At 71.6% G+C, this 12613-nt stretch carries 12 protein-coding genes; 5 read left to right on the top strand and 7 right to left on the bottom strand.

Annotation, left to right across the window (positions count from 1 at the left end):
* Positions 1 to 103 precede the first annotated feature (103 nt).
* A complete protein-coding gene (locus VZL07_RS21940) occupies positions 104 to 1369 on the top strand; it encodes an MFS transporter (protein WP_426749558.1) in 1266 nt (421 codons plus the stop codon).
* Between the two features lie 11 nt (positions 1370 to 1380).
* On the opposite strand, the gene VZL07_RS21935 is transcribed toward VZL07_RS21940, so the two are convergent.
* The 3 genes from VZL07_RS21935 to VZL07_RS21925 all read right to left on the bottom strand — a co-directional run bounded on the left by VZL07_RS21935 (position 1381) and on the right by VZL07_RS21925 (position 4183).
* Positions 1381 to 2055 (bottom strand): DNA-3-methyladenine glycosylase family protein, encoded by a 675-nt coding sequence (locus VZL07_RS21935; RefSeq protein ID WP_426749557.1) that lies wholly within the window; start codon positions 2053 to 2055, stop codon positions 1381 to 1383.
* 67 nt (positions 2056 to 2122) lie between these two features.
* A complete protein-coding gene (locus VZL07_RS21930; protein WP_426749556.1) occupies positions 2123 to 2611 on the bottom strand; it encodes a hemerythrin domain-containing protein in 489 nt (162 codons plus the stop codon).
* A 57-nt stretch (positions 2612 to 2668) separates the two neighbouring features.
* A complete protein-coding gene (locus tag VZL07_RS21925; protein WP_426749555.1) occupies positions 2669 to 4183 on the bottom strand; it encodes an FAD-dependent oxidoreductase in 1515 nt (504 codons plus the stop codon).
* A 216-nt stretch (positions 4184 to 4399) separates the two neighbouring features.
* Between VZL07_RS21925 and VZL07_RS21920 the strand changes: the two genes are divergently transcribed.
* From VZL07_RS21920 to VZL07_RS21905, 4 genes are read left to right on the top strand one after another with little or no spacing between them, the layout of a single operon-like run.
* Positions 4400 to 4591, top strand: a complete 192-nt coding sequence (locus tag VZL07_RS21920) for a hypothetical protein (protein WP_426749554.1) — start codon at positions 4400 to 4402, stop codon at positions 4589 to 4591.
* Positions 4575 to 6701: an ATP-binding protein gene (locus tag VZL07_RS21915; RefSeq protein ID WP_426749553.1), complete on the top strand. Its 2127-nt coding sequence runs from the start codon at positions 4575 to 4577 to the stop codon at positions 6699 to 6701. The genes VZL07_RS21920 and VZL07_RS21915 overlap by 17 nt, the downstream gene beginning before the upstream one ends.
* Positions 6698 to 7108: a response regulator gene (locus tag VZL07_RS21910; RefSeq protein WP_426749552.1), complete on the top strand. Its 411-nt coding sequence runs from the start codon at positions 6698 to 6700 to the stop codon at positions 7106 to 7108. Before VZL07_RS21915 ends, VZL07_RS21910 begins: the two co-directional genes overlap by 4 nt.
* Positions 7109 to 7116: 8 nt before the next feature.
* Positions 7117 to 7968: a GvpL/GvpF family gas vesicle protein gene (locus VZL07_RS21905; RefSeq protein WP_426749551.1), complete on the top strand. Its 852-nt coding sequence runs from the start codon at positions 7117 to 7119 to the stop codon at positions 7966 to 7968.
* A gap of 24 nt (positions 7969 to 7992) precedes the next feature.
* Here VZL07_RS21905 and VZL07_RS21900 read toward each other — a convergent pair whose 3' ends face one another.
* Genes VZL07_RS21900 through VZL07_RS21885 form a run of 4 tightly spaced genes read right to left on the bottom strand, consistent with a single transcriptional unit; the run spans position 7993 to position 12612 of the window.
* Positions 7993 to 9102, bottom strand: a complete 1110-nt coding sequence (locus tag VZL07_RS21900) for a hypothetical protein (RefSeq protein ID WP_426749550.1) — start codon at positions 9100 to 9102, stop codon at positions 7993 to 7995.
* Positions 9099 to 10967 carry a Gldg family protein gene (locus tag VZL07_RS21895; protein WP_426749549.1) on the bottom strand — a complete coding sequence of 623 codons (1869 nt, stop codon included), beginning with the start codon at positions 10965 to 10967 and terminating at the stop codon, positions 9099 to 9101. Before VZL07_RS21895 ends, VZL07_RS21900 begins: the two co-directional genes overlap by 4 nt.
* Positions 10964 to 11686, bottom strand: coding sequence for an ABC transporter permease (locus tag VZL07_RS21890; RefSeq protein WP_426749548.1), 723 nt, complete (start codon positions 11684 to 11686; stop codon positions 10964 to 10966). The genes VZL07_RS21895 and VZL07_RS21890 overlap by 4 nt, the downstream gene beginning before the upstream one ends.
* Complete coding sequence (locus VZL07_RS21885; RefSeq protein WP_426749547.1) at positions 11683 to 12612, bottom strand: ABC transporter ATP-binding protein; 930 nt, start codon at positions 12610 to 12612, stop codon at positions 11683 to 11685. Before VZL07_RS21885 ends, VZL07_RS21890 begins: the two co-directional genes overlap by 4 nt.
* Position 12613 lies beyond the last annotated feature (1 nt).

Raw genomic sequence — 12613 nt, 5'->3', positions numbered from 1 at the left:
TCGGCCGGAGGGCTCGCCTGCATTGCCGTGGACACGGCACCCCGTGCACCCAGGCGAGTGGACACTTCGGCGCTCGCGGCTCCCGGCCCTATGCTGGGCGTCCATGAGACTTCCGTCGTCCCGGCTCGCGCTGCTGGGCGTGCTCTACTTCGTGCAGGGGCTGCCCTTTGGCTTCCAGTCCACGGCCCTGCCGGTGTACCTGCGCTCGCAGGGCGTATCGCTGACGACCATTGGACTGCTCGGTGCGCTGTGGCTGCCCTGGGCCCTCAAGGCGCTGTGGGCGCCGCTGGTGGACCGCTATGGCTCGGCGCGCGTGGGCCGGCGCAAGTCATGGATTCTGCCGATGCAGGCGGGACTCACGGCGAGCTGCGCCGCCGCGGCCTTCGTGTCCTCGAAAGACGCGCTGCCCGTGCTGCTCGGGCTCATCTTCCTGATGAACCTGTTCGCCGCCACCCAGGACATCGCGGTGGACGGCTTCGCGGTGGACATGCTGCGCCCCAGCGAGCTGGGCCTGGGCAACACCGCGCAGGTGGTGGGCTACAAGCTGGGGGCGCTGACGGGAGGCGGGCTGCTGGTCTGGGCCAGCGCACGCATCGGCTGGTCGGGCCTCTTCCTCGCCATGGCGCTGCTCTGCCTCGGCGCCTTCGTCGTGACGCTCCTCGCGCGGGAGTCGCCGCCCGAGGCGCGCGCCGCCCAGGCGCCCCTTCCTCCGCGGAGCGAGCCGGCCTGGGGCGAGGTGTTCCAGCGCCTCAAGCAGGCCCTCACGCTCCCGGGCGCGGGCTGGCTGCTGCTCTTCATCGCCACGTACAAGCTGGGCGAGAGCATGTCCGACGTGCTCTTCAAGCCCTTCCTCGTGGACGCGGGCATCACCGCCGCGCAGATTGGCCTGTGGGTGGGGACGTGGGGCACCGGGGCTTCCATCGTGGGCTCGCTGGCGGGCGGGCTGCTGGCCTCGCGCATGCCGCTCCTGGGCGCGGTGGGCCTCACCGCCACGCTGCGCGTGGTGCCCCTGGTGGGGCGCTGGCTGTTGGCCACCGGCGGCGTCACTGACAGCGGCGTCATCGCCGTCACCATGGCGGAGGAGCTCTTCGGCGGCGCCCTCACCACGGTGATGTTCGCCTTCATGATGTCCCGCGTGGACCGCCGCATCGGCGCCACCCACTACACGTTGCTCGCGAGCCTCGAGGTCTGGGGCAAGGCCCCCGCGGGCCCGCTCGCGGGCTGGCTCGCGGACCCCAGGCACGGCCCGGGCCTGGGCTACGCGAACGTCTTCCTGCTGGGCATCGTCCTGTCGGTGGGCTTCCTCGCGCTGCTGGTGCCCATGCGACGCCAGCAGCACGCGGCGCGCTCGGCGTTGAACACCGCCTGACGCGCGCGACCTCAGTCCTCCGCGGCGGGCTCCGCGGGGAGCTCGGCGGCGCGCCACAGGTACCAGCTCGCCACCGAGCGCCAGGGCCGCCAGCGCTCGCCGTAGTCCCGCAGCGCCTTGGGCCTGGGCATCTCGGGCAGGCCGTAGGCCCTCATGAAGCCCTTGCGCACGCCGAAGTCGTCCACGGGCAGCACGTCCGGCCGTTCGAGCTGGAAGATGAGCAGCATCTCCACCGTCCACTGGCCAATGCCACGCACCTGGGTGAAGTGCTCGATGAGCTCGGCGTCCTCCATGCGCCGCACCTTGGACAGCGAGGGCACGGTGCCGTCCAGCGTCTTGCGCGCCAGGTCCTGGAGCGCGGCGAGCTTGTTGGCGGACAGGCCCGCCTCGCGCAGCGACGCGTCGGACACGGCCAGCAGCGCCTCCGGCGTGAACTTCCGCCCCGAGCCCACGCGCTCGCACACGCGGGCGAAGATGGAGGCGGCCGCCTTGCCGTGGAGCTGCTGATAGACGATGGACTCGGCGAGCGCGCCGAAGGGGCTGTGCAGCGGACGGACCTGGAGCCGGAAGGGCCCCACCCGCTTCATCAATGCGCCCAGCGTCGGGTCCGCGCGGGACAGGGCGCGGCGGACCGAGGGCGAGTAGTAGCCAGGATAGCGGATGATGTCGGGAGGAGGACGCGGCATGGGCGACGGCCATGATGCCGCCGCCCCTCCCTCCCCGCGCAACCCGATTCTTGTGGCCCCGCGTGGCTCAGATGGGCGCGGCGTGCTCCGTCTCGGCGGGCACCTGGGTGCGCGGCTCGCCTTCCATCAGCTCCTCGAATTCCTGCTGCATCTGGATGCCCAGGTCCATGAGCTGCTCCGCGGACATGAGCTTGCGCACCTTCTTGAAGAGCTCGCCCTCCTCCTCCTCGACGTGGTGCTCGATCTGCTCCTGGAGCACCTGCATCTTCGCGTCGAACTCCTCGTCCGAGGGGTCCATGTCCAGGAGGTCCGCGATGAGCCGCTTGGCGGACAGGTGCTCCTCCGCGGCCTCGCGCAGCAGGTCCTCCGTGTCCTGGGACTTGGCCGCGGGGTAGAAGTACTGCTCCTCGATGGCGGCGTGCGCGCTCAGGCGGTCCGAAATCATCTCGAACAGCTCCTGACGCTTCTCGTCCGCGCCCTCCGAGAGCTTCTCGTACTTCTTGAAGAGCTTCTTCACCTCGTCGTGCTGCTGCGTCAACAGCTCGATTGCGTTCATGTTCGCCCTCTCCCGTGTGGATTGCATGTGGTGTGTCGCGGCGTGACGGCGCGGTGCTCAGGTGGGCAGCTTCTTCGCCGGCAGGTCCTTCACGGCGGGGCCGTTGAGCACCTGGCCAGTGGGGCTGAAGCGGCTGCCGTGACAGGGACAGTCCCAGGAGCGCTCCGCGCCATTCCAGTGGACGTGGCAGCCCAGGTGCGTGCACACCGGGGACACCGCGTGCGCGGTGCCGTCCTCCGCGCGGTAGACGGCGACCTTCTGCCCGTCCACCTCCAGGACCTTGCCCTCGCCCGGCGCCACATCCGCCAGCCGGTGCCCGTCCGGCCGTGACAGGCGGTCCGCGACGAAGTGGAAGGCCACCTCCGCGTTCTCCTGGATGAAGTCCTTCACGCCCGCCTGGGGCTTCACCCGGGTGGCGGCGTAGAGCGCGGCGTAGGGGTTCTGCTGGTCGAGGATGAGGTCGGAGAGAATCATCCCCGCCAGCGTGCCGAAGGTCATCCCGGTGCCCGAGAAGCCGGTGGCCACGTAGACGTGGCGGCTGGCCGTGTTGCGGCCGATGTACGCCAGCCCATCCGCGGGCTCGATGACCTGACCGGACCAGCGGTGGGTGATTTCCGTCACCGGGAAGCGCCGCAGCGTGTACGCCTCCAGCGCGGCGTAGCGCTGGTCGGTGTCCTCCTCCGTGCCGACCTTGTGGTCCTCGCCCCCCACGATGATGAACGCGCGTCCGTTCACCTGCTGGGTGCGGATGTAGTGATAGGGGTCCTGGCTGTCGTAGTACTGCCCCGGCTCCAGCGGCCCGTTGAGCGGCCCCGCCACCGCGTAGGTGCGATACGGGTACAGCTTGGTGTGCATGGCCACGCGATTGAGCGGGGTGGTGGTGGCCTCCACCACGGCCGCGGCGGTGACGGTGCCCCGGTCGGTGACGACGCGGCAGGGCGCGCCGTCGTGAATCTCCCGCACCCGCGTGTTCTCGAAGACATGGCTGCCATCGCCGGGGATGCGGTCCGCCAGCGCGAGCAGGTACTTGCGCGGGTGGAAGAGCGCCTGGTCCTCCACGCGCATCGCCCCCTTCACCGGGAAGGGCAGCGGCACGTCGCGGGTGAAGGTGGCCAGCAGGCCGGCCTCACGCGCCGCGGAGACCTCCTGGTGCAGCTCGGCCAGCTCGCGCTCCGTCTCGGCGTAGCGGTACATGGGCACGCGCTGGAAGTCGCAGTCGATGCCCAGCGCGTCGACGAGCGCGGCAATCTGCTCGATGGCGGCCCGGCTGGAGGATGCCGCGAGCCGGGCGCCCTTCTCCCCGAAGTCCCGCCGCAGCGTGGCGTAGGGCGTGTCCAGCACCTCCGTGAGGTGCGCCGTCGTCTGTCCCGTCTGCCCGGACAGGATGCGGTGCATGTCCAGCACCGCCACCCGCTTGCCGGCGCGCTTCAACAGCCACGCCGTGGTCAATCCCGCCATTCCCCCCCCGACGACGGCCACGTCCACCGTCACATCGCCCGGCAGCGCCGGGAAGTCGCGGGGTGGCGCCGTCACCGTCCAGAGCGACCTGTGCGCCCGTTGCTCAGCGTCCATGGCCCAAGGCTAGGAACGCGCCCCCCAGGCGATAAGCCGCGGGCGCCAGCCGCGTGGCTGGCCGCCTACCCAGCTTCGAAGCGATGCAGATGTGAACCAACGAACAGAGGCCGCCGCGGGGTGTTCGCAAAGCACGGTGCGGGCAAGCCTGTTCTGGGGCGGCTCGCCGTCGCGCGTTACAAAAACACGCAGCCAAGAGCCCGAGGAGCTTCGACGATGCCCGTGGAAAGAATGGCTGGGAGCGCCAGCCTCGTCGATGTCCTGGACCGGGTGCTGGACCGGGGCCTGCGCTGGGACGGCAACGTCCGCGAGCGCAATCTCCAGGGCTGGCCCGCCGCGTCCAGCTGTCCCGTCGTGGTGGCGTCCGTGGAGCTCCGGACTCACGCCCCCCATGTCCGCGGAGCCTGACGCAGTGGCCGCTCCCGTCGCACGCCCCCCCCCGGCCGCCGCGCCGGACGTCGAGGCACGGCTTGCCCTGGCCGAGCAGCTGCTCGCCTGCGGCGAGCCCCGCCCGTGCGCGGAGCGCGTGGTGACGTGGCTCGCCCGCCAGGGCCACATGGGCGTGGTCGCCTGCCTCGCGCGCGAGCCCGGCTCGGGGCGGCTGGTGTGCCTCGCGGCCCGAGGGCTCAACGATGTCGAGCGCACCGCGCTGGAGCTCCCGTCGGGCGCGGCGGAACAGCCCCTCACCGAGGTGCTCCAGCAGGCCGTGCCCCGCTTCTTCGCCCCCCCGCTCGCGCCGCTGCCCGGCACGGGCTGCCTCGCGGTGCCGCTGGGCCGCCCCGGGACCTCCGCGGCGGGCCTGCTGCTGCTCTCCGCGGACAGCGCCGGGCTGCCCCCGGACGTGGCGTGGGTGAGCACGCACTTCGGGCCCCGCCTGGCGGCCCTGTGGCCCGCGGCGCCTCGCGAATGGGCGGGGGCCGAGCTGCTCCGCCGCGTCATCGACACCGTGGCGGACCCCGTGCTGCTCACCGACCTGGAGGGCCGGCCGCGTATCGCCAACGCGCGAGCGGAGGCGCTGCTGGTGGCGGGTCCCGAGGCGAGCGCCGGCCGCCGCCGGGCGACGGAGCTCAACCAGCAGGTGTTCTCCACCGCGCTGGCCAGCTTCGCGAGCGGCGGCGCCTCCGGCGTGCGCCGCCGGGAAGTGCCACTGGTGGACCCGGTGGAAGGCATCGACCTGCTGTTCGAGGTCGTCAGCACCCCTGTCGTCGAGCCGGAGGGCCGCGAGGTGCTGGTGAGCGTGCTGCGCAACGTGACGGACCTGGGCCGGGCGACGCAGGCGCTGGGCGAGAGCTACCGCCGCCTGCGCGCCACCGAGCGCGAGGCCCGCAGCGAGCGGCACCGCCTGGACCGCGTGCTGGACTCGGTCCCCGACCCCATCATCCTGTCGGACCCGTCGGGCGGCATGGTGATGATGAACGGACCGGCGGAGAAGCTCTTCGCCACGCACCCGGGCAGCGGAGAGGCCGCGCTGCGCCGGCTGCGCTCCAACAACGCCGGCTTCTCGTCGTTCCTGGCCAACCTGCTGGACGCGGGCGACAAGTCACGCTGGCGCGGGCAGCTCCCCCTGGTGGACCCGGCCACGGGCGCCACCCTGCCCGTGGAGGCGGTGGCCAGCAAGGTGCTGGGTGACGCGGGTGAGCTGACGGGCATCGTCACCCTCTTCCATGACCGCAGCGAGGCGCTGGAGAAGGCGCGGCTGCTGGAGCGGGTGAAGGAAGGCTCCGTCCACCTGGAGGCGCGCGTGCAGGCCGCCACCGCGGAGCTGGCCGAACAGAACGAGATGCTGCGCCGGCAGGCCATCCAGGTGGAGCAGGCCAGCGCGGCCAAGTCGCAGTTCCTGGCCAACATGTCCCACGAGTTCCGCACGCCGCTCAACGCCATCCTCGGCTACACGAACATGCTGCTCCAGGGCGTGTCGGGCGAGCTGAACCCCGCCCAGCGGCGCAACCTCACGCGCATCGACTCCAACGGCAGACACCTGCTGGAGGTCATCAACGAGATTCTGGACATCACCCGCATCGAGGCGGGGCGCATGCCGCTGAACCTGTCGGACTTCGGCATCCCCGAGCTGCTCCAGGAGGTGACGGCGGAGATGGACCCCATCATCGCGCGCAGCAAGCTGCTGGTGACCACGCACCTGGGCCCGCACGTGCCCGCCGTCTACAGCGACCGGCAGAAGGTGAAGCAAATCGTCCTCAACCTCCTGTCCAACGCGCTGAAGTTCACCCACGAAGGAACGGTGGACGTGCGGGCGGAGTACGTGCCGGCGACGTCCACCGTCACCATCTCCGTGACGGACACGGGCATTGGTATCGCTCCGGCGCATCAGGATAAAATCTTCGAGGACTTTCAGCAGGTGGACAGCTCGCCGACCCGAGCCTATGGAGGCACGGGGCTGGGGCTCTCCATCTGCCGTCGCCTGGCCGCCATGCTGGGGGGGCGCGTCACCCTCCAGAGCGTCCAGGGCGAGGGCTCTACCTTCACCCTGCACCTTCCCCGACGCGCGAGGCGCGCATGACGAACCCAACTGAGACTCCGAAGCCCCTCGTGCTCGTGGTGGACGACTACCAGGACGCCCGGGAGATGTACGCCGAGTACCTCGAGTTCTCCGGCTTTCGCGTCGCCGAGGCGAAGAATGGCCAGGAGGCGCTGGACAAGGCCTTCGAGCTGCGGCCCGACATCATCCTCATGGACCTGTCGCTGCCCGTCATCGACGGCTGGGAGGCCACGCGGCGGCTGAAGAACGACGACCGCACGCGCGCCATCCCCGTGGTGGCCCTCACCGGCCATGCCATGACGGGACAGTCCGACGAGGCGAAGGGCGCCGGCTGCGACTCCTTCGTCACCAAGCCCTGTCTGCCGGACGCGCTGGTGGACGAGGTCCGCCGTGTGCTCGCCACCCACGGAGGCACTCAGTCGAAGTGAAGCGCACCATGCCCCGGACGACACGCTCCCGGAAGGGGACGGCTCGCGGCGCCAGGCGCACCTCCCCGGAGCAGGTCCCCTCGCGAGCGCCCCAGCCTCCGTCACCTCAGGCGGCGACTCCGCCCGCCGGCGGCCCGCTCTACCTCTACGGCATCGTCCGCGATGCTGGGTCCCTGGACTTCGGCCGCATCGGCGTCGGCACCGCCGCGACGGAGGTGTACGCGGTGAGGGCGTCGGGCCTCGCGGCCCTGGTGTCCGCGGCCCCGGGCTGGGTGGTGGACCCGACGCGGGCGCACCTGCTCGGACATCAGCGCGTCACCGAGGCCATCCTCCGCGAGCACACGCTGCTGCCGGCGGCCTTCGGCACGGTGATGGCTTCCGAGGAGCAGGTCCACGAGCTGCTGCGCACCGGCCACCCCGCGCTGACCGAGGTGCTGGACGGGTTGGCGGGCAAGGTGGAGCTGGGCCTCAAGGTGCTCTGCCACCGTGAGCACCTCGTCCAGCGGCTGGTGCTGGAGGACGCCCAGCTGGCCCGAGGGGCGGACGAGCCGGAGGCCGACCACGAGCGGAGACTGGACGCCGCCGTGGAGGACCGCGTCCGCCGCGACATGCGTGCGCTGATGGAAGGCCTGCGCCCACGCGCCACCGCCGTGTGCGAGCACCCGCCCGTGGGTGAGCGGATGCTGCTCAACGCGGCGTTCCTCGTCGAGCGCGCGGGCCTGGAGTCCTTCGAGGCGAAGATGCGCTCGCTGGCCGCGCGCTCGGACACCTACGCGTTCCGCTTCACCGGCCCCTGGGCGCCCTACAGCTTCGTGGATGTGCGACTGACGCCACGCGAGGCCGAGGCGGTGGGGACCTGAGCCCAGGCCCCCGCGCCGCCGCCCTCACTTCCCGGACGCGGAGGACACCGGCGCCGTCACGCGCGCCGCCTCATCCACCAGCGACTCCACCCCCGCGTGCAGCCGGGCCCACCCGGTGGTGTGCTCGGTGCGGGCATAGAAGCCGCCCTCGCCCTTCGCCACCGTCACATGCCCCACGGGCCGGCCCTGACGGCGGTACTCCACGCGGAAGGACTCCTGCGGCTCACCGCCCGGAGGCGCTTCATCGCGGCCGAGGAAGTCGATGGGCACCAGCCGCCACACGCGGTCATGCCAGTTGCGCGCGAACTCGTCCGGACGCTCCGGCGCCTCTTCCGGCGCCAGGGACACCGGACCGGGCGCCTTGCCCGTGGCGGCGAAGGTGCGGGAGATGCCGCCCGCCGTGATGACCACCGCGTCGAAGTCGCCCAGGTCGAAGGTGCGCAGCCGGCGATCCACCAGGCGGCTGTTGGCGTTCTCCAGGTCCGGCAGCAGCGCCGGGCCCAGCAGGTACACGCGGCCATCCTCCTCGCTGCGCAGGTACGGCGTCCCCCAGCCGCCCGGAGGCGAGGCCAGGGTGAACACGCGCGCCTTGCCGCCCACCGTCACCGTCAGCTTGCGCGCCGTCGTGGCGAGGCCGACCTCCTCCAACTTCTTCGCGTCCAGCTCCCCCAGCGCCCGCATGGCGCGCATCGGCGCGAAGCGGGAGAACAGCTTCTCCGCGACCTCGTTGGCGCGCAGCTCACGCGGAGGCGGGGGCGGCTCCCGGGCCGCCACGGGTGGCTGCGCCGCGGCGGCACCCGTCCCGGCATCGGTCGCCTGGGCCACCGCCGCCACGCCCGCATCCGAGGTGCCAGCGTCGGACGTGCCCGCATCGGCCCCCTGCGCGCCCACGGCTGTCTTGGGCGCCTTGTAGCCCAGGCGCACCCAGAGCTGCTCCCGCGCGTTCGCATCCCGGAAGACGTCCACGAAGCGGGTGTCGTCCTCGTAGCGGATGCTATCGAGCGCCCGCACCGGGGCATCCACCACCGTCACCTCGCCAGGGGCCGCGGAGGGCTCGCGCTGCCACACGACGAAGGCGGCCACCAGCGCGGCCGCCGCGAGGGCCCCCTGAAGGGCCAGGTCCCGAACCTTCATCGCTCACCTCCCGCCACCGCGGCGCGGGGCGCGCGGCGTCCCCGCCTGCGCGTCGTCACGAAGCCCACCGCCAGCACCAGGGCCGGCCCCAGGAAGACGGTCGCGTAGAACCAGACGACGTCCTGCTCCCGGGTGTGCTGGATGGGCATGTCCTCCTCCGTGGACACGGCGCCGGCGATGGACTCCTCGCCCGTGAGCCAGCGCAGCGTGTCCACCGCCAGGTACGCGTTGCCCATGTTGCCCAGCAGCAGGTCGCTCACCGCGTCCGCATCCGCCATGACCACGGCGCGCATCGACTCCTGGCCGGCGGGCGCGGGCTTCTCCACCGCGATGACCAGGGGCCAGGGCCGCCGCGTCTCGCCTCCGTCCAGCGTGAAGTTGCCGTTGGCGTCCGCGAAGGTGGCGCCATGCGCGCGCACGGAGATGTCCTGCACCATCCCCGCGGGCGGCGGCTGAATCTGTTCCAGCGCGCCGGCGCCCATGAAGACGGCCGGTGCCTGCCCGGCCAGCGCCGACAGGGACGTGACGGACGGGTGCGAGGAGAACGACGCCGTCCCCAGGTTCCCCCGGTCGCTCTGCTGCCGCGTGGTCCGGAAGTACACCTGGTCATTGGCCAGCGGCGTCTTGAGGTACTTCAGGCCCAGGGACTCCATCAGCGGCTGGAAGTCCGGCCCGTCCGGCTCCAGCGCCAGCCACAGCCGGCCGCCGCGCGCCGCGTACTCACGCAGGGCGTTCAGCTCCTCGGGCAGGAACTCCTGCGTCGGGCCAGCCACCATCACCACGGAGGCATCCCGAGGCACCTCGGTGCCCAGCCCCTCCGACACACCGAGCGGCCGCACCTCCACGTTCTGCGCGCGCAGCAGCTCCTTCAGCTTCTCCACGGACGGCCGGACCGTCTCCCCTGGCACCGCCCGGGACTCGGCGCGCTCGCCGTGGCCGGCGGTGAAGTAGACGACGCGACGGGGCCGCGCGACCGTCAGCAGGCGACGCTGGACCTCCTGGTCCAACCGCTGGAGCTGACCGCGCGCCCGCTCGAGCTCCAGGCCCACGGTGAGCGGCTCCTTCCGGTCACCGCGCGCCAGGACGATGGTCCCGTTGTTGTGCACGCCCAGCGCCCGCGCCCGGGCCGGCTCCACCGCCTGGTCCAGGCGCTCCACGTTGAGGAGCCCGGGGCTCTCCACCGCCAGGTCCCGGAAGTACTGCCCCACCGCCTCGCCCACCGCGTTCGCGGGCGGGAAGAAGAGCGTGACCTGGAGCGGCTCGTTGAGGCCGCGAATCACCTTGCGGGTGGCGTCACCGGGCTTCGCGGTGCGGAAGTAGGACAGGTCCCACGTCACGTCGGCCTGGGTGGCCACGAACATGGACGCGAAGGCGAAGACGAGCACGAAGGCCAGTCCCAGCCCCGAGTACATCGCGCTGCGCACGCGCCCCGTCTCCAGCACCGGCGCGCGCGTCATCGCCGCGGCGGCCACCTCCACCATCGTCAGCGGCAGCAGGCAGCACGCGAGCAGCGCGGGGAAGAGCGCCGCCAGCGACACCGCCAGCCGTGGCGCCTTCTGCGACAGCGGCCCGCCGAAGAGGCCCGTGCCCACGTCCGACTGGAGGAAGTAGAGCGCCAGGGCCACCAGCCCCACGCCGTACAGCCCCAGCACCCACGCCTCGACCACGCGCCGGTCCGCGCTGGCCGCGCGCAGGCGCACGAAGCGCCACACCAGCGCGCCCACCGCCACGGCCACGCCCAGCCCCGACAGGACGGTGCGCCCCGTGCCGATGCCGAAGATGCGCTCGCCGATGAAGACGGCCAGCAGGCCCGAGACGAAGGTCAGCGTCACGGGGAGCCCCCCGCTCAAAGGACGCGCGCTCATCGCCACCTCCGCGCCTCGAGCACCCGCGTGGCCGCGAACAGCGCCACGTAGGTCACCACGAGGTAGTAGACGACGTCACGCACGTGGATGAGCCCCGCCTGGAACGGCGGGAAGTGCTGATTCCACAGGGACATCGCGCTGAAGACATCCGCCAGCGGCTGCTCGGTGATGCGCGCCAGCAGCCAGCACAGGATGAGGGCCACCAGCATCACCGCGGACGTAATCGCCGCGAGCAGCTGGTTGCGCGCCAGCGCCGACCCGAACGTGCCCACCGCCAGCGACGCGCTGCCCAGCAGCAGCAGGCCGAGGTACCCCGCCGCGACGTGGCCGAAGGACACCTTGCCGTTCACCAGCACCAGGAGCGGCATGTACACGGTGCACAGGACATACAGCGCCAGGAAGGCCAGCCCCGCCAGGAACTTGCCCAGGACGATGTCCCTGTCTCGCAGCGGTGACGAGTACAGCAGGGGCAGCGTGCCCGTCTGCCGCTCCTCGGCCAGCAGGCGCATGGAGATGAACACCGACGCGACGATGGTGAAGCCGCTCGAGTAATAGAAGAACTGGGACAGCACCTCGGCGGAGCGCTTGCTGGCGCCGCCCAGGGCATACGCGTTGAAGAACAGGCCGTTCAACGCGAGGATGACCGCGATGATGACGTAGCCGCTGAGCGTGCGCAGGTACGCGGACAGCTCGCGACGAGCGATGAGCAGCGCCTTCACGCGCGCACCTCCTGACCGTGCGTCAGCCGCAGGAAGATGGACTCGAGCTGCCCCGCGCCCTGGTCCAGCCGCAGCAGCTCCAGGCCCGCGCCCACCACCGCCTGCGCCACCCGGGGGCGCTGGTCCGGAGACGCCCGCACCGTCAGCGCCACCACGCCGTCCGTGGCCCGGTCCACCTCCACCGCGCCGAAGCCCTGGAGCACCTCCACCGCGCGCGCCTTGTCGCCGCGCACCTCCAGCTCGATGGTGCCCTGGCCGCCCAGCTTCGCCGCCAGCTCCTCCTCCGTTCCCTGCGCCACCAGCGCTCCCTTGTGGATGATGAGCAGCCGGTCACACGTCTGGGAGATTTCCGGGAGGATGTGGCTGGAGACGAGCACCGTGTGCGCGCCCTTCAACCCGCGAATCACGTCGCGCATCTCGACAATCTGCCGGGGGTCCAGACCGCTGGTGGGCTCGTCGAGGATGAGCAGCGCGGGCTTGTGCACCAGCGCCTGCGCCACGCCCACGCGCTGGCGGTAGCCGTGGCTGAGGGTGGAGATGAGCTCGCCGTGGACGTCGCGAAGGCCCGTCTTCTCCTCCGCTTCGCCCACGCGGCTGGCGGTGTCCCGGGACGTGACGCCCCGAAGCTGCGCGACATAGGCCAGGTACTCGCCCACGGACATCTCGTCGTAGAGCGGAGGCACGTCCGGGAGGTAGCCGATGCGCTGGCGGACCTCGTGGGCGTTGCTCACCACGTCATGTCCGTCGATGACGACACGACCCGAGGTGGGGAGCAGCACGCATCCCAGCACCTTCAGCGTCGTCGATTTTCCAGCGCCGTTGAGGCCCAGGAAGCCAATCACTTCCCCCTGGCTGATGGAGAAGGCCAGGTCCCGGATCGCCGCGTGCTCACCGTAGTATTTGGTCAGCCCTTCGACCTGAATCATC

It is taken from the genome of Pseudomyxococcus flavus, from assembly GCF_050038885.1.
GTDB lineage: Bacteria > Myxococcota > Myxococcia > Myxococcales > Myxococcaceae > Myxococcus > Myxococcus flavus.
Note: the sequence above shows the minus strand (reverse complement) of the source record. Positions and strands in the feature narration are given on the sequence as shown.

Coding starts and splice junctions, on each gene's coding strand:
- VZL07_RS21940 (WP_426749558.1), top strand. CDS start 104: ATGAGACTTCCGTCGTCCCGGCTCGCGCTGCTGGGCGTGCTCTACTTC.
- VZL07_RS21935 (WP_426749557.1), bottom strand. CDS start 2,055: ATGCCGCGTCCTCCTCCCGACATCATCCGCTATCCTGGCTACTACTCG.
- VZL07_RS21930 (WP_426749556.1), bottom strand. CDS start 2,611: ATGAACGCAATCGAGCTGTTGACGCAGCAGCACGACGAGGTGAAGAAG.
- VZL07_RS21925 (WP_426749555.1), bottom strand. CDS start 4,183: ATGGACGCTGAGCAACGGGCGCACAGGTCGCTCTGGACGGTGACGGCG.
- VZL07_RS21920 (WP_426749554.1), top strand. CDS start 4,400: ATGCCCGTGGAAAGAATGGCTGGGAGCGCCAGCCTCGTCGATGTCCTG.
- VZL07_RS21915 (WP_426749553.1), top strand. CDS start 4,575: ATGTCCGCGGAGCCTGACGCAGTGGCCGCTCCCGTCGCACGCCCCCCC.
- VZL07_RS21910 (WP_426749552.1), top strand. CDS start 6,698: ATGACGAACCCAACTGAGACTCCGAAGCCCCTCGTGCTCGTGGTGGAC.
- VZL07_RS21905 (WP_426749551.1), top strand. CDS start 7,117: ATGCCCCGGACGACACGCTCCCGGAAGGGGACGGCTCGCGGCGCCAGG.
- VZL07_RS21900 (WP_426749550.1), bottom strand. CDS start 9,102: ATGAAGGTTCGGGACCTGGCCCTTCAGGGGGCCCTCGCGGCGGCCGCG.
- VZL07_RS21895 (WP_426749549.1), bottom strand. CDS start 10,967: ATGAGCGCGCGTCCTTTGAGCGGGGGGCTCCCCGTGACGCTGACCTTC.
- VZL07_RS21885 (WP_426749547.1), bottom strand. CDS start 12,612: ATGATTCAGGTCGAAGGGCTGACCAAATACTACGGTGAGCACGCGGCG.